The following is a 22,147-nucleotide window of genomic DNA, read 5'->3' on the forward strand; positions in this document are numbered from 1 at the left end:
AAGTGGGCTTTATGCGGCTCTTTAAAAAGTCGCGCTTCACGTAGCGCCAGCGACAGCCGCGTAAAACGCTGCGTCGTCAATGTCGCACACCCCTCTCGTAATAACGGGGTGTGCGACATGCCGTGACAGGTTAATGTTGGGAAACTGCGTCAGACCTGTCGCAGATAAACATCCGTAATGCGCAGGTCAAAGTTGCTTTTCATTTCGGTGACGTCAATAAGCAAGAAAGCGTGCGTAGCCCAGTCCGGCGCTCGCTCGAAGGCGGGAGGCTGCGTAGGATAGCCCTGCATTTGGCCTGGGATGATAACGCTCTTCAGATCAGATTCATTGCCGCTAAATTGATAGGTGTAAACGTGACCGGTTTGTTGCTTGAGAATTTGGGGTTCAACGTCCTGGTGCGGACCATATTCGCGCAGTTTCGCCCATAAGATTTTGACCTGGCAGCGTTGCCCATCACCCGCGTAAGTGTTGGCGCGAACATGGTGAATAACGCTGCCGTAACCTTTCAGGCTGAGGGTTCCCAGCACCGCCTGGAACACACCATCACCAGCGGCCGCGTTGCGCCCCAATGAAACGAAATCGGCCTGGCGAATAAGGCTAAAATTGGTGCTGTTAGCCGTACCCCACCCGTAGCGAGATTTGCGTACCGTATTAACACCTCCCGGCGGCAGAACCCAAACTTCCTCAGTCCATTTGTCGCTACCGTTGCTATACGTCGTGCCATCCAGCCAATTGTCCTCTACGGCGGTATCGGTTCGCACCTGAGTTAACAGATAAGGCCAGGCGATAGGCAATTGCGTATTACGCAAAGAGACAGAACCCGTGCCATCAATCCAACCACTGACGTTGGTGTCACCACCTTGTTGCATCTGACCGATATTGACTTTATCAAATACCACTCGCGCCAAATCACCCACATAGAATGGGTTAGAGGTTGTCGGATAGGCCGTTGGGCTACCGCCGGCTTTGAAGGTAAACAGACCGCCGATAATATTGACCTTGCAACGTTTAGCATCCGGGATGTTCAGGATGTAATTTTGTGGGCCATAGCCTTCAACGTGACAATCGCGGAAAATATGTTGCCCACCCTCGATATGCATATACTTTCCGACATGACTGGTGGAGGTTTGCGGTCCGTTTTTACCGTAAATGTAATCGAAGGAACAGTTTAAGAAATAGCTGTACCCTCCCTGTAATTTCACCCCGCAATTACTCTGAGCGAAAATGCAGCTATGGAAATTCATCTCTTCACCGGAATTGGAAGTATTGTCGGGGAAGTAATAGCAAATGTCGCAGTGATTGAAACTAAAGCCGTACATGCGCAGGAAGTAAAAATCGGTAGTACCTGTTATGCCATAGGCAAAACCTTCGATCCCGCCGCCGATAAAGGTCAGCGAATTTCGGCCATAGCTTGCCGAGAGCGAAGTAGAAAACGTCATGCCATCGACAAATGAATTGGCCCCAGGACCAATCATACGCAAATTTTTCACGCTGAGATTGCCCTGGGTATAACCGGCGTTGTTTTGCCATTGAATCGCGACTTTGCGGTCGATGCTGTTGCCTTGTGTCATGGCGCTAAAATCCAGCAAGGCGCCGGAAAAATCGTAATCAACGGTTTTCAAATCCAGCTTCAGCGTTTTCGTACATTTAAATTGTCCGCTCCCGAACTGCAGATTGCCGTTTTTCAATATACGAGAACCGCTGGAGACAGCCTGTGAACTGGCATAATCGTGAGCAGCCTGAATGGCAGTGGCATCCTCTGAAATACCGTCACCTTTCGCGCCGAACATATAAGGCGACACCGTGCCGGCCACGTCCAGAACGCGCACCCACAACCAAGCGGCGTTAGGGCGGATGAACATCCCGCCGTCATCCATCGGTGTAGATTGTGCTTTGGCGACGAAGATACCGCCGCCGATGGGCTGACGATTGCTGACATTCCAATCGCCGTAGTATGCGGTCACGGTGATCAATTCGCCGACCGCGCCAGGAAGAGTGTTTCGCAACGTAGCGATATCAGGGCAGGTATTCATCATATTATCCTCATGTGATTACTGTATTTATATACAGCCATGTGACTCTATAAGCGAATGAACCGTGCATCAATAGCGGGGATGTTGTTCTATTACCCACCGAACATACCGGTCAATTGGATATAACGCTTCCTTTCGCTCCCGTTATCCCCATACAAAGGCAGAGAAAGGCCACTACGCGATGAGTTTTCCCCGCACCACCACCTTGCCCGGCTTGATATCGGGGTCGGCAATGCGCCGGATCGCCAGATTCAACGCTTGCCAGGCGATCTCTTGCAAATCATGCGACACGCAGGGGAAATGAAAACCGTAGATCTCAGCATGTGAAACCTCATCGATGCTGAACAGCGCTACGTCCTGCATCAACGGCAGCCGGTGTTCAATGCAGGCCTTGATAATGCCCAGGGAGATCTGGTTATTGCAGCCGACGAAAAAGTCCGGTGCGCGGTTATTGGCCAGCCAACGGCTCGTTTCTTGCCAGGCGACATCCATAAAGAAATCGGCATACAGCACTTCAAGCGACGCCACCTTGCCTTGTAATGCCGCTTGCAAGCCAGTTACCCTGTCACGCGCCACGTTGGAGTTTTCCGGCCCGGACACCACCACCACCCGCTGCGCTTTCTGTTCCAGCAGCCAGCGCCCCGCCTGGAGGCCGCAGTCCAGGTTATCGATATACACCCCGCTGCAGTGGCGATTGTCCAGCTCCCGGTCGATCAAAACCACCGGGATATTCAATGTTTCCAACCGTTTTAGGTAGGAAGGCTGGTACAGATGATCGTTGGAAATGACCGAGAGAATGATCGCATCGACGTTGTAGCCAATCAGTTTGTCGATGATTCTGTCTTCGCTTTCCTGAGACTCATAGGAGTCGAACACCAGGGTGTCGTATCCCATTTTTTGCGCTTCAAGCGTCATCAGCCGCGTCAGGCCGCCAAAGAACGGGTTGGCCATATCAGGGTTGACGATACCGATGGTTCTGCTGCTTTTCGCCCGCAGGTTGCGCGCTGCGGCATTGACCACATAGCCGAGCTCGGCAGCGGTCTCCCGAATGCGGCGCAGCGTTTCCGGATGAACTTTGTCCGGCTGTGAAAATGCCCGCGACGCGGTGATTTTACTGACGTTTGCCTGTGCGGCGACGCTAGCCAGCGTCGCTTTCCGTCCTCGACCCACTGCCAAATGCAGCTCCTTAGCTTTGAGTATCATTTTGTACCATTAACAACATCATGACAGAACTTTCATCGTGGCGCTAATGGTTTACGCCCGCCAGGCGGTTAATCCGGGGATCGGTAAAGATATCCAGCTCGTCACGGCTCTCGGAAGAGAACTCGGACACCACCGCCCCCCGCTTTCCAGCCTGAAACCAGTGCCGGGTATTGGGCGCGATGGTGTATTGCTCGCCCGGCCGCAAGAGGATATAGCGATTGCAGGTATACCAAGGCTCCGCGCCCTCTGGCACCCGGCATACCGGTTCACCGCCGGCGTCATTAAGCGTCAGGTTTTCATCATCGACAAACAGAAACACCTCGCCCCAACGGCAGCGAAACGTCTCTTGCTTGCCCGGCGTGCCGGCGAAAGGAGGATGCAAATGTTCCGGGCAAGTCTGCTCTGGAAACAGCACCAGCTCTTTCGCACAATAGCGAGGCGAGTTGACATAGGTCAGCAGTTGCAGCCCTGAGGCGGGATAATCGGCCAGACCAAATGTAGCAATTTCAATACGTTGCTGTTCTTCTTCGGTCAGAATAATGTCCGCCTTGCGCAAATATTCCAGCGTAGCGGCCATGGCGGTTTGTCGTTTGTTCATCATTTCCCCTGCAAAGTAACGGTATCGATATCAACACGCTGATATTAAAACCGTCATTGCATCGCCGATTTTGTGATCGTTATCCCCATATTGAATAACAACCCACCAGCAAAATTAACTCTCGTCGAGTAATTCCAACATCGATCACAGTTTACCCCCTCGCTTTGGCCCAATATCGCCGCATTGAAATGATACCGTTACCATAAAAATGATTCACCAGGAGGCAATATGAAAGCATTAGTGTTGGCCAAAGCGGGGGAAATCGCTATCGAGGACGTCCAGCTTGCCGAAACGCTGGGCCCCGATGATGTGCAGATAAAAATTCATTCCGTGGGCATCTGCGGCAGTGATGTGCACTATTACCAACATGGCCGCATTGGCCCGTTCGTGGTTAACGCCCCGATGGTGCTCGGCCATGAAGCCTCCGGCGTGGTGCTCGCGACAGGTAAAAACGTCACTCACCTCAGCATCGGCGATCGCGTTTGCATGGAGCCCGGCATTCCCGATCTCAACTCGGCGCAGACGCGCGCCGGTATTTACAACCTTGACCCGGCCGTTCGCTTCTGGGCGACGCCGCCGGTACACGGTTGCCTGCGCGAAACCGTCATCCACCCTGCCGCCTTCACGTTCAAATTGCCGGACAACGTCAGTTTCGCTGAAGGCGCCATGGTGGAACCCTTAGCCATCGGCATGCAAGCGGCCACCAAAGCCGGGATCAAACCCGGCGATATCGCGCTGGTGATCGGCGCCGGGCCGATCGGCGTGGTCACCGCCCTCGCGGCGCTGGCGGGCGGCTGCTCGGACGTCATTATTTGCGATCTGTTCGACGAAAAACTCGCCGTTGAGGCCAGTTACGAGGGGCTGCACGCCGTCAATATCAAAACCGGCGACCTGGCGGGGAAAGTGGCCGCCCTCACCAGCGGCAATGGCGCCGATGTCGTGTTTGAATGCAGCGGCGCGAAACCGGCTATCGCTACGCTGGCCGAACATGCGGCGCCCGGGGCGACCGCCGTGCTGGTCGGCATGCCGATCGATGCCGCGCCGCTGGATATCGTCGCCGCGCAGGCCAAGGAAATTACCTTCAAGACCATTTTCCGCTACGCCAACATGTACCCGCGCACGCTGCGGCTGTTGAGCAGCGGCAAGCTGCGTGTCCAGCCGTTGATAAGCCAAACCTACAAGTTCTCCGACAGTGTGGCGGCCTTCGAGCGCGCGGCGGCGGGACATGCCTCAGACATCAAAATCATGCTGGAGATGGAGTGATCCTATGGCGCTCTATGCTGGCATAGACTGCGGTACGCAAGGCACGAAAGTCGTGATTGTCGACAGCACACAGGGCGTGATCCTCGGTGAGGGCAATGCCCCTCACCGCCTCATCAGCCAAGCCAATGGCCGGCGCGAACAGGAGGCCGACTGGTGGATTGAGGCGCTAGTCATCGCTTTTCGCCAAGCCGTGACTCACGCCGGCGTTGATGCACGGGAGATTCACGCTCTGGGGGTCTCGGGCCAACAACATGGGTTTGTGCCGCTGGACGCAGACGGCAACGTGCTGCACAGCGTCAAGCTGTGGTGCGATACCGAAACCGCAGAGGAAAACGAACGGCTCCTGCAACAGCTCGGCGGAACCAACGGCTCGCTGGAAACGCTTGGCCTGCGGATCGCCACCGGCTATACCGCGTCAAAAATCCTTTGGTTCAAGACGCACCATCCGGCGCTGTGGGCACAACTGCATACCGTGTTGTTGCCCCATGACTACTTGAACTTCTGGCTGACCGGGGAGCGCGTAGCGGAATATGGCGACGCTTCCGGCACCGGGTTGTTCGATGTGCGCACCCGTCGCTGGAGCAAAACCGCCGTCGATCTCATCGACGACAGCGGCCGCCTGTGGCAAGCCCTGCCGCCGCTCAAAAGCGCGGAGTGCTGCATCGGCACGGTGCGCCCCGCCGCGGCGGAAAAACTCGGCCTCGGCCCGGCAGTGCGGGTCTCGACCGGCGGCGGCGACAACATGATGGCGGCCATCGGTTCCGGCAACATCGAGGCCGGCACCCTCACCCTGAGCCTGGGCACCTCCGGCACGCTGTTCGCCTGGTCCGCCGCCCCCGTCACGGCGGAATCGGACATGATTGCCGGCTTCTGCTCCAGCACCAACGGGTGGCTGCCATTGATTTGCACCATGAATGTCACCTCGGCCACCACCGCGGTACAAACGCTGCTGGACCAAGATCTTGCCGGCTTTAACGCTTTGCTGGCGCAGGCTTCGCCCGGCGCAGGCGGTGTCGAGATGCTGCCGTTCTTCAATGGCGAACGCGTTCCGCCATTGCCCCACGCGCGCGCCAGCCTGCATAACCTCGATAGCGACAACTTTACCCGCGCCAATCTCTGCCTGGCGGTGGTCGAAAGCGCCACGTATGGGTTGCGCTATGGCATCGAGCTATTTCGCCGTCAGGGCATCGAAGCGCGCGAAATCCGCCTCACCGGCGGCGGCGCCCGCAGCGCCGCCTGGCGACAAATCGTCGCGGACGTAATGGGATGCCCGGTGGTCTGTCTGAAAGCCAAAGAGACCGCGGCGCTGGGCGGCGCCATTCAGGCGATGTGGGCGACGATGTTGGCCGACGATCCGCGCCGGAACGCCGCCGCATTGCTGGCCGAACTGTGCCAACGCTTCGTTGCGCTGGATGAGGCCACGCGCACGCCGCCAAACGCCGGCAGGCAGGCGCAATACGAGACGCTTTATCAACGCTACCTGCAACGCTTGCAGCAGAACTACCCGGAGGTGCAACTGTGACGCGAGCCCCCCATACGCCAGCGCCCGCCTACCTGCTGGAGGTCAGCGGCGTCAGGAAAGCCTTCGGCCCGGTCGTGGCGCTCAAGAATGCGGAGTTTTGCCTGCGGCGCGGATCCATCCATGCCCTGTGCGGCGGCAACGGCGCGGGTAAATCCACCTTTCTCAGCATTCTGATGGGCTTTATTCAACCCGACGGCGGCGACATTTTTATCAATGGCCAACGCTGCGAATTTCATCATCCGCGGGAAGCCCTCAATGCCGGCATCGCCATCGTGCAGCAGGAGCTGAGCGCGATCCCGGATCTGACGGTGGCCGAAAACATTTGGCTGGGCCGCGAGCCGAGACGCCTGGGGTTCGTCGATTTCGCAACGCTCAACCAGCGCACGGCCAGCCTGCTCAAAGAACTCGATTTCAAGATCGACGCCCGAGAAAAAATGCGCAACCTGAGCGTCGCCGAACAGCAGCTGGTCGAGATCGCCAAGGCGCTGTCGCATGCCAATGCCGACATCATCATCATGGATGAACCCACCTCGGCGATTGGCGAAGAGGATGCGCAGAAAATCTTTCAGACGCTTCAGCAACTGGCGGCAAAAGGTAAAGGCATTATTTACGTCTCTCACCGTTTGTCAGAAATATTCCAAATCGCGGACAGCTACACCATTTTCCGCGACGGCGCCTATATCCATGAAGGCTATATCGCCGACATTACCCGTGAACAGCTGATCGAACACATTATTGGCGGCGGGTACGACAGCGAGTTCGCCAAATTCAATCAGCCCGGCGAACAGGTCTTGCTGGCGGTCAATAACCTGTGTTGGCGCAGCAAGATAAAAGATATCAGCCTGCAGCTGAAGCACGGTGAGATCCTGGGCATCTATGGGCTGGTGGGATCGGGCCGCAGTGAATTTCTCGATCTTATCTTCGGCATTCAGCATGCCGACAGCGGCACGATTCGCCTGGGCGACAAGACGCTGAACCGCCACTCTCCGCGCGAGGCCATCGACAGCGGTATTGCCTACGTGACAGAAGATCGCAAGGAAACCGGCCTGGTGCTGTGCCGTTCCGTCAGTGAAAACATCAATATCGCCTCTTTTGCCGCCATCAGCCGGATGGGGTTTGTCAGCGAGAAACGGGAGCAGGCGCGAACCCGCGACATGATCCAGCGCTTCAACGTTAAAACCCACGACGGCGAACAGCCGGTGGGCAACCTGAGCGGCGGCAACCAGCAAAAAGTCGTGCTGGGCCGTTGGGCGCTGCTGGATCCGGAGGTTTTGCTGCTCGACGAGCCGACGCGCGGTATCGACGTCGGGGCCAAGAAAGAGATCTATCGATTTATGTCGGAGTTCGCCTTGCAAAACAAAGGGATCATTATGGTTTCCTCCGAGCTTTCGGAAATTATCGGCATGAGCGATCGCATATTGGTGTTTCGTGACGGGCAGTTGGCCGGCGAGCTTTCGGCAGCCGATGCGACCCAGGCAGCACTGATGAAACTTGCGGTTTAACAGAGAGAGAAAAAAAATGAGCAGCGCCCACTCCTTATCACCAGGAATTTCATTTTTCACCCGCAATAAGCGCCGTATGCACAAATACGGCATTATCATCGCCTTTTTCGCCCTGTGCCTGATCGTGGCGCTGATTGGCGAATATCAGGTCGCTCAGGGGGCCTGGAGCAGCAACTATTTTCTCAGCAATGAAAACACCCTGATCGTCCTGCGCCAGGTCTCGATCAACGGCATTCTGGCGATCGGCATGACCTTCGTCATCATTACGGCAGGCGTCGATCTCTCCGTGGGCTCGGTGCTGGCGTTAAGCGGGATCGTCGCCGCCCGCTTCGCCACCAACAACAGCGGATTGGCTATCGGCGACACCGCGACCGCCGTCATGGTGCCACTGATTGTGGCGCTGGGCATCGGCATCGTCTGCGGCCTGATGAACGGCACCGTGTTAGCCCGTTATCGGCTGCAGCCGTTTATCGTCACCATGGGCATGCTCTCCGCGGCGCGCGGTTTAACCATGCTGACCACCAACGGCAATCCGGTATCGCAATTGAACAGCGATTTCCGCTGGTTAGGCAATGGCTATGTCGGCGGCGTTCCGGTGCCCGTCATCATCTTCATCGTGCTGTTCGCCCTCGCCTGGCTCGTGCTGAATAAAACCCTCTTCGGGCGCTACATCTACGCCGTCGGCGGCAACCCGAAGAGCGCGCGCACCTCGGGGATTAACGTGACCCGCATCAAAATACTGGTGTATACGCTGTGCGGCGCGCTGGCCGGCATCGCCGGCCTGATCCTCACGGCGCGCACCGGTTCGGCGCAGACCAATGCCGGCGCAGGGTATGAGCTGGACGCCATCGCGGCGGTGGTGATCGGCGGCACCAGCATGGCCGGCGGCGTCGGTACGCTGGTCGGCACCTTCTTCGGCGTGCTGATTATCGGGGTGATGAATAACGGCCTCGATCTGCTCGGCGTGCAGTCGTATTACCAACAAATTATCAAAGGCGCATTGATCGTCCTTGCCGTATTGCTCGACCCCTCGCGTAAGCAACAGCGCGATTAATAACATCAGACCCAACTCTACCAGGAGAAAACCATGAATAAGACCAAGATAGCGTTGTTTGCCTCTGCCCTGATGCTGGGCAGCCTGTCGGCAGCCCAGGCCGCCCCGGTTAAAATCGCGGTATTGATGTACGGCAACAAAGCCGAGTTCGTGCAATTGATGGAAAGGTTCGGGAAGGAACACCCGGCGGTGAAAAGCGGCGAAGCCGTGCTGACCTTCTACGATGGGCGTTATGATGCATCGGTGCAAAACGATCAGGCCGCCACCGCTATCCAGACGCGCGCCGATGCCATTATCGTCAACCCTATGGATTTTGAGGCCAATATCGATATCGTCACCAATGCCAACGAGGCCAAAATCCCGGTGGTGGTCACCAATGCGCGCCTGAACACAGACGCGATGACGTCTGAAGTGGTGTCTAACGACGAGTTGGGGGGATATCTGGAAGCCAAAGCCGTACTGGACAAACTCGACTGCAAGAACCATAAGGTGAACGTGGTGATTATCGAAGGCCCGAAAGGCGGCAGCGGCGAGATCCAGCGCGGCAAGGGCAATGATAAAGCGATAGCCGAGTGCGGCGCCGGCCAGGTCACCGTGCTTGAACGCAAAACGGCCAACTGGTCACGCGCGGAAGCGCAGCCGCTGATGGAAAACTGGCTGCAGAAACATCGGGGCAAAATCAACGGCGTGATTGGCCAAAACGACGAGATGGCGCTGGGCGCTATCGAGGCGATTAAAGGCGCCGGCCTGAATGTGAAGGACTTCGCGATTGCCGGCGTTGACGGCGTTTCCGACGCGATTCATGCGGTGCAGGCCGGTGAAATGGTCTCTATCCTGCAAGATGCCAAAGGCCAGATGCAGGGTTCCATCGACGTCGCGCTGCGCGCCGTGAAAGGTGAAAGCTATCAGCCGCAGTCGGATATCTGGAAACAGTACGCCAAGGATCTGAAATGGGAAGGCGGCACGCAGAAGCATTACTACATTCCGTGGACCGTCGTCACCGCAGAGAACGCCCAATCGCTGTTGGACGCCCGTAAATAATCCCCCCGCCCCCTGCCTCCAGGGGGCACCGCTTGGGCGCTTGCCTGCAAACAAAAAAAAAGCCAGCACGGAGTGGCTGGCTTAAAAGTTCTTCGAGGGAATATCTTGTTCGATAACCATACGCCCTTCACTGCGGGCTTTACTAGCTATCAGTGCGATAGGCATCCTCAGTTAAAATCAACGCCTGCATATCGGTGAACATCGTTTCCCATTCCGCCTGGTCGATATCCATCAAACCAAAATAACGCAGCATAAAAGCGCCTTCGGTGGCGAGAAACGCCAGGCGCGCGCGCTTGCCCTCTTCGGTGGTCAAATCGAGCCCGGCGATGCGGCTGCGATACCATTCGCGCGTGCTCACCAGATGCTCCGGCGTTTGAATCAGCGTCGCCATCAGCCCGGCGGCCTTGGCGCTGGCGGTCTGATCCGAACTGTGGGTGGCCAGCATATGCGCCCGCACGGCGGTCTGCGGTGAAGGATCGTCGCCGGCGATAGCCTTGAACAGCGTTTCATAGGCACTGCCCCAGCGATCGAACATGGCATCAATCAGGGCGTCTTTGCTGCCAAAGCAATACTGCACCCCGCCCTTGGAGATCCCCATCGCTTTGGCGACGGCGTCGATGGTCAAGCCGGCGGCGCCCTGGGTGGCGACGATTTCTTCGGCGATGTCCAAAACCTTGTCGCGATCGATGCTGCGTTGACGTCCCATTAAGAAACCCTTCTTTTCAATACGAACGTATGGATATATATTATCACCAGTATACCACCCGGCATCGCCGGTGGGTTATCCGAATGGCGGCGCCTCCGCGCGGCCCACTTCAACTGGATTATGACTTATGTACGCCAAGAACCGCTGGTTGATCCTGACGATGGTCGCCAGCGCCCTGTTCCTGATCGTCATCGATATGACGGTGTTATATACCGCCCTGCCGCGCTTAACCCAGGCGCTGGACGCCAGCGCCTCGCAAAAACTCTGGATCGTCAACGCCTATCCGCTGGTGGTGGCCGGCCTGTTGCCCGGCGCCGGCATGCTGAGCGATCGCATCGGCCATAAACGGCTGTTTCTCGCCGGACTGCCGGTGTTTGCCGTCGCGTCACTGTGCGCCGCGTTCTCGCCCACCGCCGAGTGGCTGATCGCCGCCCGGGTGTTCCTCGCCGTTGGCGCGGCGATGATGATGCCCGCCACGCTGTCCATCGTGCGCCACGTCTTTACCGACGAACGCGAACGCGCGCTGGCGATCGGCATCTGGGCCTCGGTGGCCTCCGGCGGCGCGGCCATCGGCCCGGTGGTCGGCGGCCTGCTGCTGGAGTATTTCTGGTGGGGTTCGGTGTTCCTGATCAATGTGCCGGTCGTGCTGCTGGTCTGGCCGCTGGCGTGGAAACTGATCCCGCGCTGCGGTGGCGATAACCCGCGCCCTTCGGACATCGTCGGCTCGGTGCAGATCATGATTGGCCTGGTCGGCGCTATCTATGCGCTGAAGGAGCTGAGCAAGCCGACGCCTGATGTGAGTGCCTTGCTTGTGGCAGCCCTGATCGGCGTGTTGTTCCTGGCCCTGTTCGTGCGTCGTCAGCAGCGCAGCGCCCACCCGATGATCGATTTCTCTCTGTTCCGCAACCGGCTGTTCGCCGGCGGCATCGGCGTGGCGCTGCTTTCGATGGTGGCGCTGATCGGCATCGAACTGGTGCTCAGCCAACGCCTACAGCTGGTGCTCGGCCTCAGCCCGCTGCAGGCGGCGCTGTTTATTTTGCCGATCCCGCTGGCCTCGGCGCTGGCGGGGCCCGTAGCCGGCCTGCTGTTGCCGCGCTACGGCGAACGCAGCATCATCCTCGGCGGTTTTGTCCTGACCACTCTCGGCATCGCCGGTCTTGCCGCGTTATACCAGAGCGGCATGGCATTGCAATTGGTCAGCCTGGCGCTGGTGGGTTTTGGCCTCGGTGGCGTGATCACCGCCGCTTCTACCGCCATCATGCTGAACGCGCCGGAGGAAAAATCCGGCATGGCGGCGTCGATCGAGGACGTCTCCTACGAGCTGGGCGGCGTGCTGGGCGTGACGCTGCTCGGCGGGTTGATGACGGCGGTTTACAGCCATAGCCTGGCGCTGCCGGCGGAGCTGCCGGTCAACCCGCTGGCATACGACAGCATCGACGAAGCCCTGCGCCTGGCGGCCGGGATGGCGGCCGATCGCGCGCAGCAGCTGACGCAGCTGGCGCGTCTGGCCTTTGATCGCGCGTTTATTACGGTACTGATCGCCGCCGCGCTGTTAATGGCGCTGGGCGCCGGGGCGGTAAAACTGGCGCTGCGCAAGTAACCGATAAAAGCGGCTTTTTTCGCCGGCGGAACCTGCGTAAACTGATTCGGCAATTTGCTCGACGGATTTGTCGTCATCGGTTTGAACGATGGCAATAATGCCTGTTATCGTATTTAACCCTGCGATAAATCCGGTTACTGTATCCCCTATGGAAATTGATTCTGTCTACTATCGGAACAGATAATCAGGAGAAGATTAAGAGAAGGGACTCACAGTTAAAGACTAGGAGTCAGTCTCCATGCGGCCTCAGCCACATAGTAACGCTACGTTATTACCTGTCCATCAGCCCCTATCTGTAAGTCTACCGACACAAGGTAGACACAAACCTGTTAGTCACTCGTTACTTCTCCCTGAGGTCACAGAGTCAACTCCCAACGAAGTCAAACCTACAGTCTCAGACCGAAAGCTTGCTAGGTCGCAGCTATCACAGGTAGCCCTACTAGCGCTTGCTAGGCCGCAGCTCGTTAAGCGCAGTGACTCAGGGTATTATACTTACCGTCTCCGCATCGTAGGCAGCACCAAGTCTCTGCTCGCGTTATCTCTCAAGACCAAACTAAAAGGCGAAGCCATGCAGCGTTACGACCACCTGTCCTCTACCCTCAAGGCGTTCATGTTGGATAAGCCAGACGCCACCAGAGAGGAGCTAAAGGAGCATCTTCGGGTCATGGCCGAACAGTTCCTAACCGACAGTGATGCTCGTGGGTATTGGAATATGGTCGAACCTGATGCTGATGGAACTATGGTTAATCTGGTGGAGGATACGGTCTCCAGTCTTAAGGAAATTGCAGCAACTCAGCAGTTATCTATCGACCAGCACCGGCACCTCGTGGATGCACTGAGCCTGATGGAAGACGTAAAGTCTAAAGCTCGTGGTGAGGCTCGTGGGCTGCTTAACCGAATGGAACAACCGAAAGACGCTCACAATGAATCCTTAATCAACAATCCTTCCGGCCTCTCAAATGCTACTGAAGCCCTAAGCATCAAGACCTTATCGTCTATCTACCTGTCGGAACACGCAGTCAACCTGTCGGCCTCTACCCTGCGAGTCGTGCAGTCTGCTCATAAGACACTATATGAGGCTTCGGCGGCTGTAGGCTGTGTTGATATGGCTAATCATGCTCGTGCTGACCTCGTGGCTATTAGAGAGTATTTGGCTCAGACTCGAAGTAATTCCACTGTGAATGCCTTGCTGGCGAAACTTATTACTTTACTCAGCTGGGCTAAATTGAACGGTCATATAAACAATGATTACAGTGCGAAACTGAAGTATACGAAGGATATTGACTCCAAGCGCAAAGCCTTCAGCAATGAGCAGGTGGTCAACCTATTGAAAGGCTCGAAGGGAACGCCTATAGCGGCTTTGGTGACCCTTGCTGCTATTACCGGGGCAAGACTTGGGGAGCTGATGCAATTGGATGTATCGGACGTTAAGACGTTCGGGGGAATAACTTTCATCGACATTAATGATAGCGGTGAAGGCAAGAGCCTGAAGAATAAATACAGTAAGCGTGTAGTCCCACTCGTAGACGGTGCTCTGGGATTTGACCTCAAAGGATTCCTTGAGGGTCTGCCGCTTGATGGAGGCAAGGTCTTCTCTATCAGTCGTGGGGTTGCAAGCCAGCATTTCCGAAACCTTCAGGATAAAACCAAGGCAGACGGTGAGGGATTGACGTTCCACAGCCTACGGCATTCTATGGCCGGGAGACTGAAGGCTGCTGACGTGGCTCTGACGACAGCTCAGGCGATATTGGGGCACAGCAGCAACTCCATTACCTACGACCATTACGGCAAGGGTGCAGTGGCGGAGCTGGTCAAGATGCAGGATGCGATAAAGAAGGCGGTGTTGTGAGCAAAGCTGACTGTCTACGGTAATAAGGAAAGAGAATGAGGTCACCTGAGAGGGTGGCCTTTTTGTTAGATATAACATGTGGTTAAGTAAACCCTGACTATAGAGAGAATGACCCTCAGGTACTAAACCCCGACTATAGGTAGAACGACCAGTTCAATCCTAATCGTCTTCATCAACAAGCTTACTTCCGGTTTTCATTAACGGGTTGGTCTCCTTCACTGGGAGTGAGCTTGATTGATGTGGATGAGATGCCGTGACCTAACTGTCACCAACATTCCCGACCCACTAAGTCAACCCCTATCAGGTTGAGACTTAAAGCATATCCCGGTAGTGACAGACCGGAGGGAATGGCCGCGGCCTCTCCACTCACCTATCCATCGACAATTTACAGTTAGCTTTGCCAACGACACCTCATCCTTATCTCGTTGCTCACTTCTTGATTGATACGACAGCTAGCCAGCGATGGCTTCTTGACTGTACGCATTGACTCGTGGGTCTGAAGGTTAGGATTGGTCGATATTTAATGCGGGCGAAAATCACCCTCATAAATGAATAACCAGAAAATCCGGTTTATCACCACGGTCTCCCCCCAGACCAATCACACCAACCGTAAGTCTTTCTGAATGTGCTCTCTGAAGTGCTGACGCAGTTCCCTATCGTTGGGGGCTTACGTAGCTGCGCGCAGAGGGGACACGGACGAGAGCATATTTAAAAGGAGTACAACGATTATGAGCAGTAACGAATACACCATTCACATCTTCGGTCAAGACATCCAGTCCCAAGACGGCCTGTTCCGACTCGATGAGATTCGACGCATTGGCATTCAGATTGGCAAGGTGGCTGATGGTCGCTCGACTGAAGTTACCCGCTTCATGCGTACCAATGTAGGCAGGCATCTTATCAACCCGAAAAACGGGTTCATAAAGAAAATAGATATGGGTCGCCTCGGCACCAGCTGGTTAGCAACACCTGAAGCCGCCATTGAGTTCGGACGCTGGTTAGACTTTGAGTACGGACTGGAAGTCACTAAGGCATTTGTGGCAATGACCTCCAGCGCTTCTGTACAGGCCGCTGTGGCTGCTGACGACAGCATTGATACCAACGCTCAGGACTTCATCTCCCGACACGCTGTGAAGCATTACAGCAGAGGCAAGCTGGTCTCAGAAGAGGTCTACGAGGAGAGACGTGTAGGCCGCTGTGACTTCTCTCAGCTGAAGCGCCGGAGCATCCAGTCATGACCCACAGCCTGAACCCTAAGTCATCACGTGACCGCTACGAACTAATGCTACGTGGCTACAAGGTGGAGACCCTCAAGTCCATGCTTGGCCTCGACCCAGAGTCCCGACTACCGGGCACACCCCAAGAAGTAATCAATGGTCTCGCTAAGCAGTTGGCAGACCGTAAGTTTAACCATCAATAAGGAGACCACAACCATGAAACTGAACATTATCCACCTCGACCTGAAGAAGAATGAAGCCAACGTGTCCGGCCAGCCTGTGACCGTGGATTATCTTCAGGACGTCCTAATCCCGATGGCCTTGGCACCGTACCAGAGTCGCCCACGTCAAGGCGCTACGAAGGTTCTGCTGCCCCTGATGGAACAGCACCCGGAGTTAGACCTTACCCGATACGGTCATTTCACTACCGGTCTGCGCGAGTTACTGGCAGAGCAGAAAGCTGAAAAGGACATGCGACAGAAAGACGCTGACACGCACGCTGCGCGGTTCGCAAGCTACCTGCCGCCTACCAGTAAGGACTTTGAGAAGCGGGAAGAGCGTGAGCGTAAGCAGGCTGCTATTCGAAACCACTTCGCTGACCTGCGGGCGCAGACTCGTAGCAACCGGCCACAGTTCACTCAGGCTGACGGTAGCAACTACAGCATGTTGGACGAGAAGTTCTAACCCTCATCACTCATTTGCCCAGGGTCGTTAGCAATGGTGTCGACGACCTATCCTATTCAAACTTTAAGAAGGAGTAATATCACTATGAAACCATTCAACTATGAAGCACCTCAAGACCTGCAAGTCTCCAACCTGTCGAACATGAACAGCTCTGTCGTTATCGCTGATGCTGGCGACACTCTGGCTGGGGCTAATACCTCCCACGATTACGCTGTCGCTCTGGAGGAATCCCTGCGCACCAGCCTGAACAGTGACGACAATCAGGCCACCGCTAATGAAGTATTCCCGACCGAATGGCTACCGACCAAGCAAGACCAGCCGACCCCAGTACAAGCCTCATTGCTGGAAGACCGGAGCGCATGGCTGAACCTGCATGGCGATTGGTCTAAACCTGAAAAGGGTGAGCTGTTGGCCGGTACTGAAATCTTCTCACTGCCTGCTGACAAAGCACTACTGGTCTCTCACCAGTTCCACGTGACCGACTTCGCCATGATGGCTGGATGGACTTCAGCAGCCCTTGAGCAGCACCTGACGCAAATCCATGTTGCCCTTCAGTCTGCAATCAATAGCAAGCTGGTTGACGTCCTGCTGACCTCTAGCGCTATGCGTACCACCGAGCAGGATAAGCCTTCCGGTAAACCACGTGAGATGGCTGAAGACCTACTCGACGTCATCACCATGAGTCTTGACCCATCGGTGGGCAACGAGGTGTCTGCTTACGGTTATCTGGTACATGCTGACATGTATCGCGCCCTGACCCGTGCGGCTCATCGTGCAGGACTGGAAGATGTGGACGACCTGCTGGGAACCCATGTGCGTTACTACGGTGGTGAAGACCGTGGCGTCTTTGCCCTGCCTAAGATGTTCTCCGCTATTGCCTTCAGCCCTCTGGATAAAGATGGTGAGTGGTTCTCTGTGAAGCGTACCCGTATTCCTCAACGTCAGGCTTGGAGCTTCGAGATTCTGGCTCGTGCCTACGTGATGACTGAAGCGACTGCCAAGGTTAAAGACAAGGAGCACATGGCTACGGTTGACGCTAAGTTCCCAATCGTGACCCGGATTAGCTGGAAGGCGTAACAGCAGTCGGTAACTGTACGTAAAAGCTGGTGGGAGATAACCCTGCTGGCTTTTTACTTTTCACACAGGAGCATCAAATATGATTAATAAACAACCTGAAGTCTTGACCAATGAGTCGCAGCTGCCAGCCCTGCCCATCGTAATCGACGGGAAGGAGTTCCATGCAGGTGAAGACCGGATGTGGTCACTGAACGAGATTCACCGTGAGTTGGGACTACCGGTCAATAAAGAGCCTAGCCAATGGCGCGATAGAATTAAAGATGTGATGGTCAGCTCTGCAAATTTGCAGACCTCCGATGGTAATGGTACTTGGGCAACTGAGCATGGTGCGGTCGCCTATGCAATGTGGGTGTCTCCTGAGTTCTACCTGAAGGTTGTCGATGCCTACGTCTTGATGCGCAACGACCTGATTCTCCGGGAGCGTGTAGCCGTCCTCCAGTTAGCTGAGAAGACCGCTATCATTGATAAGCTGGAGCCTGCCTCCGATGTGTTCTTTGACCGCCTACGGAATGGTGGAGCCGCTCCGTGGTCTGCCTGCTGTAAGTCCCTGCGGCTGCCGCCTAACTTATTGAAAGAAGGGCTATTGCGTAGCGGTAAGTTCACCACCAAATTCTGTCACGACAGAGGCGACGATGTGATTGTCCCACACGCTGCGGGCTTCAAGCTGGGACTGTTCGTCATCGACACTAGCCTCTACGGTCGAGACTCTTGGAAGGTGACAGCCAAGGGCTATGCGTGGATGCAGGAGAATGCAGCCCGATGGTCTGAGGTTCTGGAGCGTGATAAGCAGGCCAAGGCCGCAGCGACACGAGCCAAGAGGAAGGCAACCACCCGCAGGAGATAACCACCACCATAAGGAGGACGATTACCATGATTACAATTCAACCATTCCAACTACTTGAAGTCTTCACCAGCCCCTCCCGACCCAAAGCTCCGCCCTTCAAGTCCGGTAAAGTCCCACAGCCTAAGCGTCCACCTAAACCACTGGTCTCTGAGTCAACCAAACGTCGCATAGCTCTGGTTGAAGCCCACAGGAGCGCCATAGAGGAACGTTTAGCCCTTGACCCTGAGTCACCTACCGGTCTTGTCTGGAAGGTCACTGTGGGGACGGCAGGACGTATCGGCCACCGTGAGGCCGGGACTGTGGCAGGAGCCAGAGGTAAAGACCCGGTGCTGGTGCTCAATGGTCAAAGACTGAGCATTAGACTGGTTATTGCTTTACTGTCAGGGAGTTAACGTCAGGACTGGGAGGCCAAGGACTAAACCCTGACTATAGAGAGGGGGGCACGTCAACCGACCACCACAGAGCATCGTGGGGGGGGGTAAGGGGGGGCACTCTAAGCTATCCCCTTTAGTTCCTTACTTAAAGCTCTTTACTCTAAGTCTCTTACTTAAAGCTCTCACTACGGGTTATTGTGATTAATATTATTAACAATCACAATTAACTTTAAGTCAGACCTTCCAGTAACAGACTCTGAGCCTCATACCAGAATGCCTAATCGATGGTCTGAGCAATCTCCATTTTCTCTTTACACCTCCAGTCTCCTACTTTGGGGTCTGGAGTTCTTTTTGTACCAGTCAACTAGTACAGACATCCAGTCACCAACCTCAAGAGGAGACGTCATGCATGAGCCCCTTGTTCATCATCTGGCTGTTACTCTGGGTCATCGACCATCTGGTTCTTTGGCTGGCAGCTAGAATGTTTTCTACCACAAAAATCTGAGTACCCATCTAATACTTCATTCCTGACCAGTTTCCCCCATAGGGTCTGGCAGGGCTAGATTAATGATATGTTATAACAACACGACCCAACAAAGACCACTGGTCATCCACCCAGCTCCAGCCGCAGCTCAGACACAAGGTGAGGCACAAGGTAGACACAAAGTCATTGACTCAATGGTCTCAGCTGCCCTATCGTTGCGACTCCACACCCTTCTCGTTACTTACCGGATAGTTATCAATAATCAGGAGAAGATTATTATGGCAACGGCAAAGAAAGCAGCGAAAACCCATATCGGCCTCGACAGTAAACAATCGGCAAAACTCGCCGAAGCGCTGAACGCGCTGTTGGCGAACTATCAGGTGCTGTATATGAACGTGCGCGGCTATCATTGGAACATTACCGGCCCGCAGTTCTTTGAACTGCACGCGAAGTTCGAAGAGACATATAACGATCTGCTGACCAAGGTGGACGAGCTGGCGGAACGTATTCTGACGCTGGGCTCGCAGCCGCGTCACGCTTTCAGCGACTATCTGAAAACCGCCGACATCAAGGAACACACCAACGTGACCGATGATAAGGGCACGCTGCGCGGCCTGTTGGAAGGGTATTCAATCTTGCTGCAACAGCAGCGTGAACTGCTGACGGTGGCGGCGGACGCCGGCGACGAAGGCACCGCGTCGCTGATGAGCGATTACATCAAAGAGCAGGAAAAACAGGTCTGGATGCTCAACGCCTATCTGGGCAAATAACCCTGGCGCCATAACAAAACAGTCCCTTACGGGACTGTTTTCGTTTTACCACTCGCAGGATACCGCAAACAGCAGCGCGCGCCGATGCTGATCGTCCAGGCGGCGCCGCACCCGGATGATATGGCGATTGCTGCACGACTGGCGCTCCAGCCAGCGATGCCGGCGGCGTTGGCTCTGCCGCAACATGCGCCAGCGGCCCACTTCATTTCTACTGCGTCTCATAATTCCGTCACTCGTTCGTCTAATGCCAACCGCGGGCATTATAGCCCTTTCCGCCCGTGATCCAAGCCGCCGTTATCGGCGGCACAGCGGACGCCGTGCGGGCAAAAGCCGCCCTTTCATTTTCAGCAAGTGCCTTAACTTCATCATATTTATGTAACATAAGCGCCGATAAAAGGTTTCGCCTTGCCCGATCTGTGCGTACACTCATCATTGGTGGTTTGCGAACGGGATTTTTCGCCTTTATGACAACATTTTATACCGTAATCAGTTGGCTCATGGTGTTCGGCTACTGGCTGCTCATCGCCGGCGTGACGATGCGCATTTTAATGAAACGCCGTGCGGTTCCCTCTGCCATGGCCTGGCTGCTGGTTATCTATATTCTGCCGCTGTTCGGCATCGTGGCCTATTTATCGTTCGGCGAGCTGCATCTGGGCAAGCGCCGGGCCGAGCGCGCCAAGGCCATGTGGCCGTCGACCGCGCGCTGGCTGAAGGAGCTGAAAGAGAGCCGCCGCATCTTCGCCACCGAATACAGCGAAGTCGCCGAACCGCTGTTCCAGCTGTGCAACCGCCGCCAGGGCATCGACGGCGTCAAGGGCAACCAGCTGCAGCTGCTCACCACCACCGACGACACGCTGAAAGCGCTGATCCGCGACATCGAGCTGGCGCGCCACAACATCGAAATGGTGTTCTATATCTGGCAGCCCGGCGGCCTGGTCGATCAGGTGGCCGAATCGCTGATGGCCGCCGCGCGGCGCGGCGTACACTGCCGCCTGATGCTCGACTCCGCCGGCAGCCTGCAATTTTTCCGCAGCCCCTACCCGGCGATGATGCGCAATGCCGGCATCGAAGTGGTGGAAGCGCTGAAGGTCAACCTGCTGCGCGTGTTCCTGCGCCGCATGGATCTGCGTCAGCACCGCAAGGTGGTGCTGATCGACAACTACATCGCCTATACCGGCAGCATGAACATGGTCGATCCGCGCTACTTCAAGCAGGATGCGGGCGTCGGCCAGTGGATCGACCTGATGGCGCGCATGGAAGGCCCGGTGGCCACCACCATGGGCATCGTCTATGCCTGTGACTGGGAGATTGAAACCGGCAAGCGCATTCTGCCGCCGCCGCCGGACGTCAACATCATGCCGTTCGAGCAGGAGAGCGGCCACACCATTCAGGTGATCGCCTCCGGCCCCGGCTTCCCCGAGGAGATGATCCACCAAGCGCTGCTGACCGCGGTCTATTCCGCCCGCGAGCAGCTGATCATGACCACGCCGTACTTCGTGCCGAGCGACGATCTGCTGCACGCCATCTGCACCGCCGCCCTGCGCGGCGTCGAGGTCAGCATCATCGTGCCGCGCGACAACGATTCGATGATGGTGCGCTGGGCCAGCCGCGCGTTCTTCTCCGAGCTGCTGGAGGCCGGCGTCAGGATCTATCAGTTCGAAGGCGGCCTGCTGCATACCAAGAGCGTGCTGGTGGACGGGCAACTCAGCCTGGTCGGCACCGTCAATCTGGATATGCGCAGCCTGTGGCTGAATTTCGAGATCACGCTGGTGATCGATGATGACGGCTTCGGCAGCGATTTGGCCTGCGTGCAGGAAGATTACATCGCCCGTTCCAAGCTGCTGAACGCCAAAGAGTGGCTGAAGCGGCCGTTCTGGCATCGCCTGGTCGAGCGCCTGTTCTACTTTTTCAGCCCGCTGCTGTAAAAGCCGCGACGAGCGTGCTTTAATAGCGCCAAATCATTTGTTATCAGGATTTTTTTATGGATTTGAATAACCGCCTTACCGAAGACGAAACGCTGGAACAGGCCTACGACATCTTCCTCGAATTGGCCGGCGACAATCTGGATCCGGCGGATATTCTGCTGTTCAACCTGCAGTTTGAAGAGCGCGGCGGCGCCGAACTGTACGACCCCTCCGAAGACTGGAGCGAGCACGTGGATTACGATCTGAACCCGGACTTCTTCGCCGAGGTGGTGATCGGTCTGGCGGACAGCGACGGCGAGCCGATCAACGACGTGTTCGCCCGCGTGCTGATCTGCCGCGAGAAAGACCACAAGCTGTGCCACATTCTGTGGAAAGAGTGATTCGCCGATAGCATATCGGAT

19 protein-coding genes are annotated in these 22,147 nt (G+C 56.0%); 14 read left to right on the forward strand and 5 right to left on the reverse strand.

Going from position 1 to position 22,147, the window contains the following annotated elements; genetic code table 11:
* Positions 1 to 149: 149 nt before the first annotated feature.
* The 3 genes from ACJ8IM_RS00270 to ACJ8IM_RS00280 all read right to left on the reverse strand — a co-directional run bounded on the left by ACJ8IM_RS00270 (position 150) and on the right by ACJ8IM_RS00280 (position 3,834).
* Entirely contained in the window at positions 150 to 2,036 is a 1,887-nt protein-coding gene (locus ACJ8IM_RS00270; RefSeq protein WP_080289887.1) for a hypothetical protein, read from the reverse strand.
* 171 nt (positions 2,037 to 2,207) lie between these two features.
* Entirely contained in the window at positions 2,208 to 3,209 is a 1,002-nt protein-coding gene (locus tag ACJ8IM_RS00275; RefSeq protein WP_033653001.1) for a LacI family DNA-binding transcriptional regulator, read from the reverse strand.
* 70 nt (positions 3,210 to 3,279) lie between these two features.
* Positions 3,280 to 3,834 carry a D-lyxose/D-mannose family sugar isomerase gene (locus ACJ8IM_RS00280; RefSeq protein ID WP_033653185.1) on the reverse strand — a complete coding sequence of 185 codons (555 nt, stop codon included), beginning with the start codon at positions 3,832 to 3,834 and terminating at the stop codon, positions 3,280 to 3,282.
* Positions 3,835 to 4,062: 228 nt separating this feature from the next.
* Here ACJ8IM_RS00280 and ACJ8IM_RS00285 point away from each other — a divergent pair, with 228 nt between their 5' ends.
* From ACJ8IM_RS00285 to ACJ8IM_RS00305, 5 genes are all read left to right on the forward strand, one after another.
* On the forward strand, positions 4,063 to 5,097 hold the full coding sequence (locus ACJ8IM_RS00285) for an NAD(P)-dependent alcohol dehydrogenase (RefSeq protein ID WP_033653000.1): 1,035 nt from the start codon (positions 4,063 to 4,065) through the stop codon (positions 5,095 to 5,097).
* A gap of 4 nt (positions 5,098 to 5,101) precedes the next feature.
* Positions 5,102 to 6,619 carry a xylulokinase gene (xylB, locus tag ACJ8IM_RS00290; protein ID WP_033652999.1) on the forward strand — a complete coding sequence of 506 codons (1,518 nt, stop codon included), beginning with the start codon at positions 5,102 to 5,104 and terminating at the stop codon, positions 6,617 to 6,619.
* Positions 6,616 to 8,121 carry a sugar ABC transporter ATP-binding protein gene (locus ACJ8IM_RS00295; RefSeq protein WP_051917596.1) on the forward strand — a complete coding sequence of 502 codons (1,506 nt, stop codon included), beginning with the start codon at positions 6,616 to 6,618 and terminating at the stop codon, positions 8,119 to 8,121. The genes xylB and ACJ8IM_RS00295 overlap by 4 nt, the downstream gene beginning before the upstream one ends.
* 76 nt (positions 8,122 to 8,197) lie before the next feature.
* Positions 8,198 to 9,175 carry an ABC transporter permease gene (locus tag ACJ8IM_RS00300; protein WP_373275240.1) on the forward strand — a complete coding sequence of 326 codons (978 nt, stop codon included), beginning with the start codon at positions 8,198 to 8,200 and terminating at the stop codon, positions 9,173 to 9,175.
* Between the two features lie 33 nt (positions 9,176 to 9,208).
* On the forward strand, positions 9,209 to 10,216 hold the full coding sequence (locus ACJ8IM_RS00305; protein WP_033634778.1) for a substrate-binding domain-containing protein: 1,008 nt from the start codon (positions 9,209 to 9,211) through the stop codon (positions 10,214 to 10,216).
* A gap of 142 nt (positions 10,217 to 10,358) precedes the next feature.
* Here ACJ8IM_RS00305 and ACJ8IM_RS00310 read toward each other — a convergent pair whose 3' ends face one another.
* Positions 10,359 to 10,922, reverse strand: coding sequence for a TetR/AcrR family transcriptional regulator (locus tag ACJ8IM_RS00310; protein ID WP_033652996.1), 564 nt, complete (start codon positions 10,920 to 10,922; stop codon positions 10,359 to 10,361).
* A 127-nt stretch (positions 10,923 to 11,049) separates the two neighbouring features.
* Here ACJ8IM_RS00310 and smfY point away from each other — a divergent pair, with 127 nt between their 5' ends.
* The 7 genes from smfY (at position 11,050) to ACJ8IM_RS00345 (ending at position 19,821) form a co-directional block, all read left to right on the forward strand.
* Complete coding sequence (gene smfY / locus ACJ8IM_RS00315; RefSeq protein ID WP_033634780.1) at positions 11,050 to 12,522, forward strand: multidrug efflux MFS transporter SmfY; 1,473 nt, start codon at positions 11,050 to 11,052, stop codon at positions 12,520 to 12,522.
* A 568-nt stretch (positions 12,523 to 13,090) separates the two neighbouring features.
* On the forward strand, positions 13,091 to 14,371 hold the full coding sequence (locus tag ACJ8IM_RS00320; RefSeq protein ID WP_051917595.1) for a tyrosine-type recombinase/integrase: 1,281 nt from the start codon (positions 13,091 to 13,093) through the stop codon (positions 14,369 to 14,371).
* Between the two features lie 728 nt (positions 14,372 to 15,099).
* Positions 15,100 to 15,609 carry a hypothetical protein gene (locus ACJ8IM_RS00325; RefSeq protein ID WP_033652995.1) on the forward strand — a complete coding sequence of 170 codons (510 nt, stop codon included), beginning with the start codon at positions 15,100 to 15,102 and terminating at the stop codon, positions 15,607 to 15,609.
* 195 nt (positions 15,610 to 15,804) lie between these two features.
* Complete coding sequence (locus tag ACJ8IM_RS00330) at positions 15,805 to 16,272, forward strand: hypothetical protein (protein WP_033652993.1); 468 nt, start codon at positions 15,805 to 15,807, stop codon at positions 16,270 to 16,272.
* Between the two features lie 84 nt (positions 16,273 to 16,356).
* Positions 16,357 to 17,349 carry a hypothetical protein gene (locus ACJ8IM_RS00335; protein WP_033652992.1) on the forward strand — a complete coding sequence of 331 codons (993 nt, stop codon included), beginning with the start codon at positions 16,357 to 16,359 and terminating at the stop codon, positions 17,347 to 17,349.
* A gap of 79 nt (positions 17,350 to 17,428) precedes the next feature.
* Positions 17,429 to 18,193, forward strand: a complete 765-nt coding sequence (locus tag ACJ8IM_RS00340) for a KilA-N domain-containing protein (RefSeq protein ID WP_051917594.1) — start codon at positions 17,429 to 17,431, stop codon at positions 18,191 to 18,193.
* Positions 18,194 to 19,329: 1,136 nt separating this feature from the next.
* A complete protein-coding gene (locus tag ACJ8IM_RS00345; RefSeq protein WP_004932132.1) occupies positions 19,330 to 19,821 on the forward strand; it encodes a Dps family protein in 492 nt (163 codons plus the stop codon).
* A 45-nt stretch (positions 19,822 to 19,866) separates the two neighbouring features.
* Here the strand turns inward: ACJ8IM_RS00345 and ACJ8IM_RS00350 are convergent, their stop codons facing one another.
* Positions 19,867 to 20,043, reverse strand: a complete 177-nt coding sequence (locus ACJ8IM_RS00350; RefSeq protein ID WP_025159792.1) for a YciY family protein — start codon at positions 20,041 to 20,043, stop codon at positions 19,867 to 19,869.
* A 242-nt stretch (positions 20,044 to 20,285) separates the two neighbouring features.
* On the opposite strand from ACJ8IM_RS00350, the gene cls reads away from it, so the two are divergent.
* Both cls and ACJ8IM_RS00360 read left to right on the forward strand, forming a co-directional pair.
* Complete coding sequence (gene cls, locus ACJ8IM_RS00355; RefSeq protein ID WP_033634781.1) at positions 20,286 to 21,746, forward strand: cardiolipin synthase; 1,461 nt, start codon at positions 20,286 to 20,288, stop codon at positions 21,744 to 21,746.
* Positions 21,747 to 21,802: 56 nt separating this feature from the next.
* Entirely contained in the window at positions 21,803 to 22,126 is a 324-nt protein-coding gene (locus ACJ8IM_RS00360; RefSeq protein ID WP_004932139.1) for an HI1450 family dsDNA-mimic protein, read from the forward strand.
* The last annotated feature ends 21 nt before the right edge of the window (positions 22,127 to 22,147 follow it).

The organism is Serratia sp. CY33525 (assembly GCF_052169115.1).
GTDB lineage: Bacteria > Pseudomonadota > Gammaproteobacteria > Enterobacterales > Enterobacteriaceae > Serratia > Serratia sarumanii.

Excerpts from the sequence above, each read along its gene's own strand:
- ACJ8IM_RS00270 (WP_080289887.1), bottom strand. The coding sequence starts at position 2,036 with ATGATGAATACCTGCCCTGATATCGCTACGTTGCGAAACACTCTTCCT.
- ACJ8IM_RS00280 (WP_033653185.1), bottom strand. The coding sequence starts at position 3,834 with ATGAACAAACGACAAACCGCCATGGCCGCTACGCTGGAATATTTGCGC.
- ACJ8IM_RS00285 (WP_033653000.1), top strand. The coding sequence starts at position 4,063 with ATGAAAGCATTAGTGTTGGCCAAAGCGGGGGAAATCGCTATCGAGGAC.
- xylB (WP_033652999.1), top strand. The coding sequence starts at position 5,102 with ATGGCGCTCTATGCTGGCATAGACTGCGGTACGCAAGGCACGAAAGTC.
- ACJ8IM_RS00300 (WP_373275240.1), top strand. The coding sequence starts at position 8,198 with ATGCACAAATACGGCATTATCATCGCCTTTTTCGCCCTGTGCCTGATC.
- ACJ8IM_RS00305 (WP_033634778.1), top strand. The coding sequence starts at position 9,209 with ATGAATAAGACCAAGATAGCGTTGTTTGCCTCTGCCCTGATGCTGGGC.
- ACJ8IM_RS00310 (WP_033652996.1), bottom strand. The coding sequence starts at position 10,922 with ATGGGACGTCAACGCAGCATCGATCGCGACAAGGTTTTGGACATCGCC.
- smfY (WP_033634780.1), top strand. The coding sequence starts at position 11,050 with ATGTACGCCAAGAACCGCTGGTTGATCCTGACGATGGTCGCCAGCGCC.
- ACJ8IM_RS00320 (WP_051917595.1), top strand. The coding sequence starts at position 13,091 with ATGCAGCGTTACGACCACCTGTCCTCTACCCTCAAGGCGTTCATGTTG.
- ACJ8IM_RS00325 (WP_033652995.1), top strand. The coding sequence starts at position 15,100 with ATGAGCAGTAACGAATACACCATTCACATCTTCGGTCAAGACATCCAG.
- ACJ8IM_RS00330 (WP_033652993.1), top strand. The coding sequence starts at position 15,805 with ATGAAACTGAACATTATCCACCTCGACCTGAAGAAGAATGAAGCCAAC.
- ACJ8IM_RS00335 (WP_033652992.1), top strand. The coding sequence starts at position 16,357 with ATGAAACCATTCAACTATGAAGCACCTCAAGACCTGCAAGTCTCCAAC.
- ACJ8IM_RS00340 (WP_051917594.1), top strand. The coding sequence starts at position 17,429 with ATGATTAATAAACAACCTGAAGTCTTGACCAATGAGTCGCAGCTGCCA.
- ACJ8IM_RS00345 (WP_004932132.1), top strand. The coding sequence starts at position 19,330 with ATGGCAACGGCAAAGAAAGCAGCGAAAACCCATATCGGCCTCGACAGT.
- ACJ8IM_RS00350 (WP_025159792.1), bottom strand. The coding sequence starts at position 20,043 with ATGAGACGCAGTAGAAATGAAGTGGGCCGCTGGCGCATGTTGCGGCAG.
- cls (WP_033634781.1), top strand. The coding sequence starts at position 20,286 with ATGACAACATTTTATACCGTAATCAGTTGGCTCATGGTGTTCGGCTAC.
- ACJ8IM_RS00360 (WP_004932139.1), top strand. The coding sequence starts at position 21,803 with ATGGATTTGAATAACCGCCTTACCGAAGACGAAACGCTGGAACAGGCC.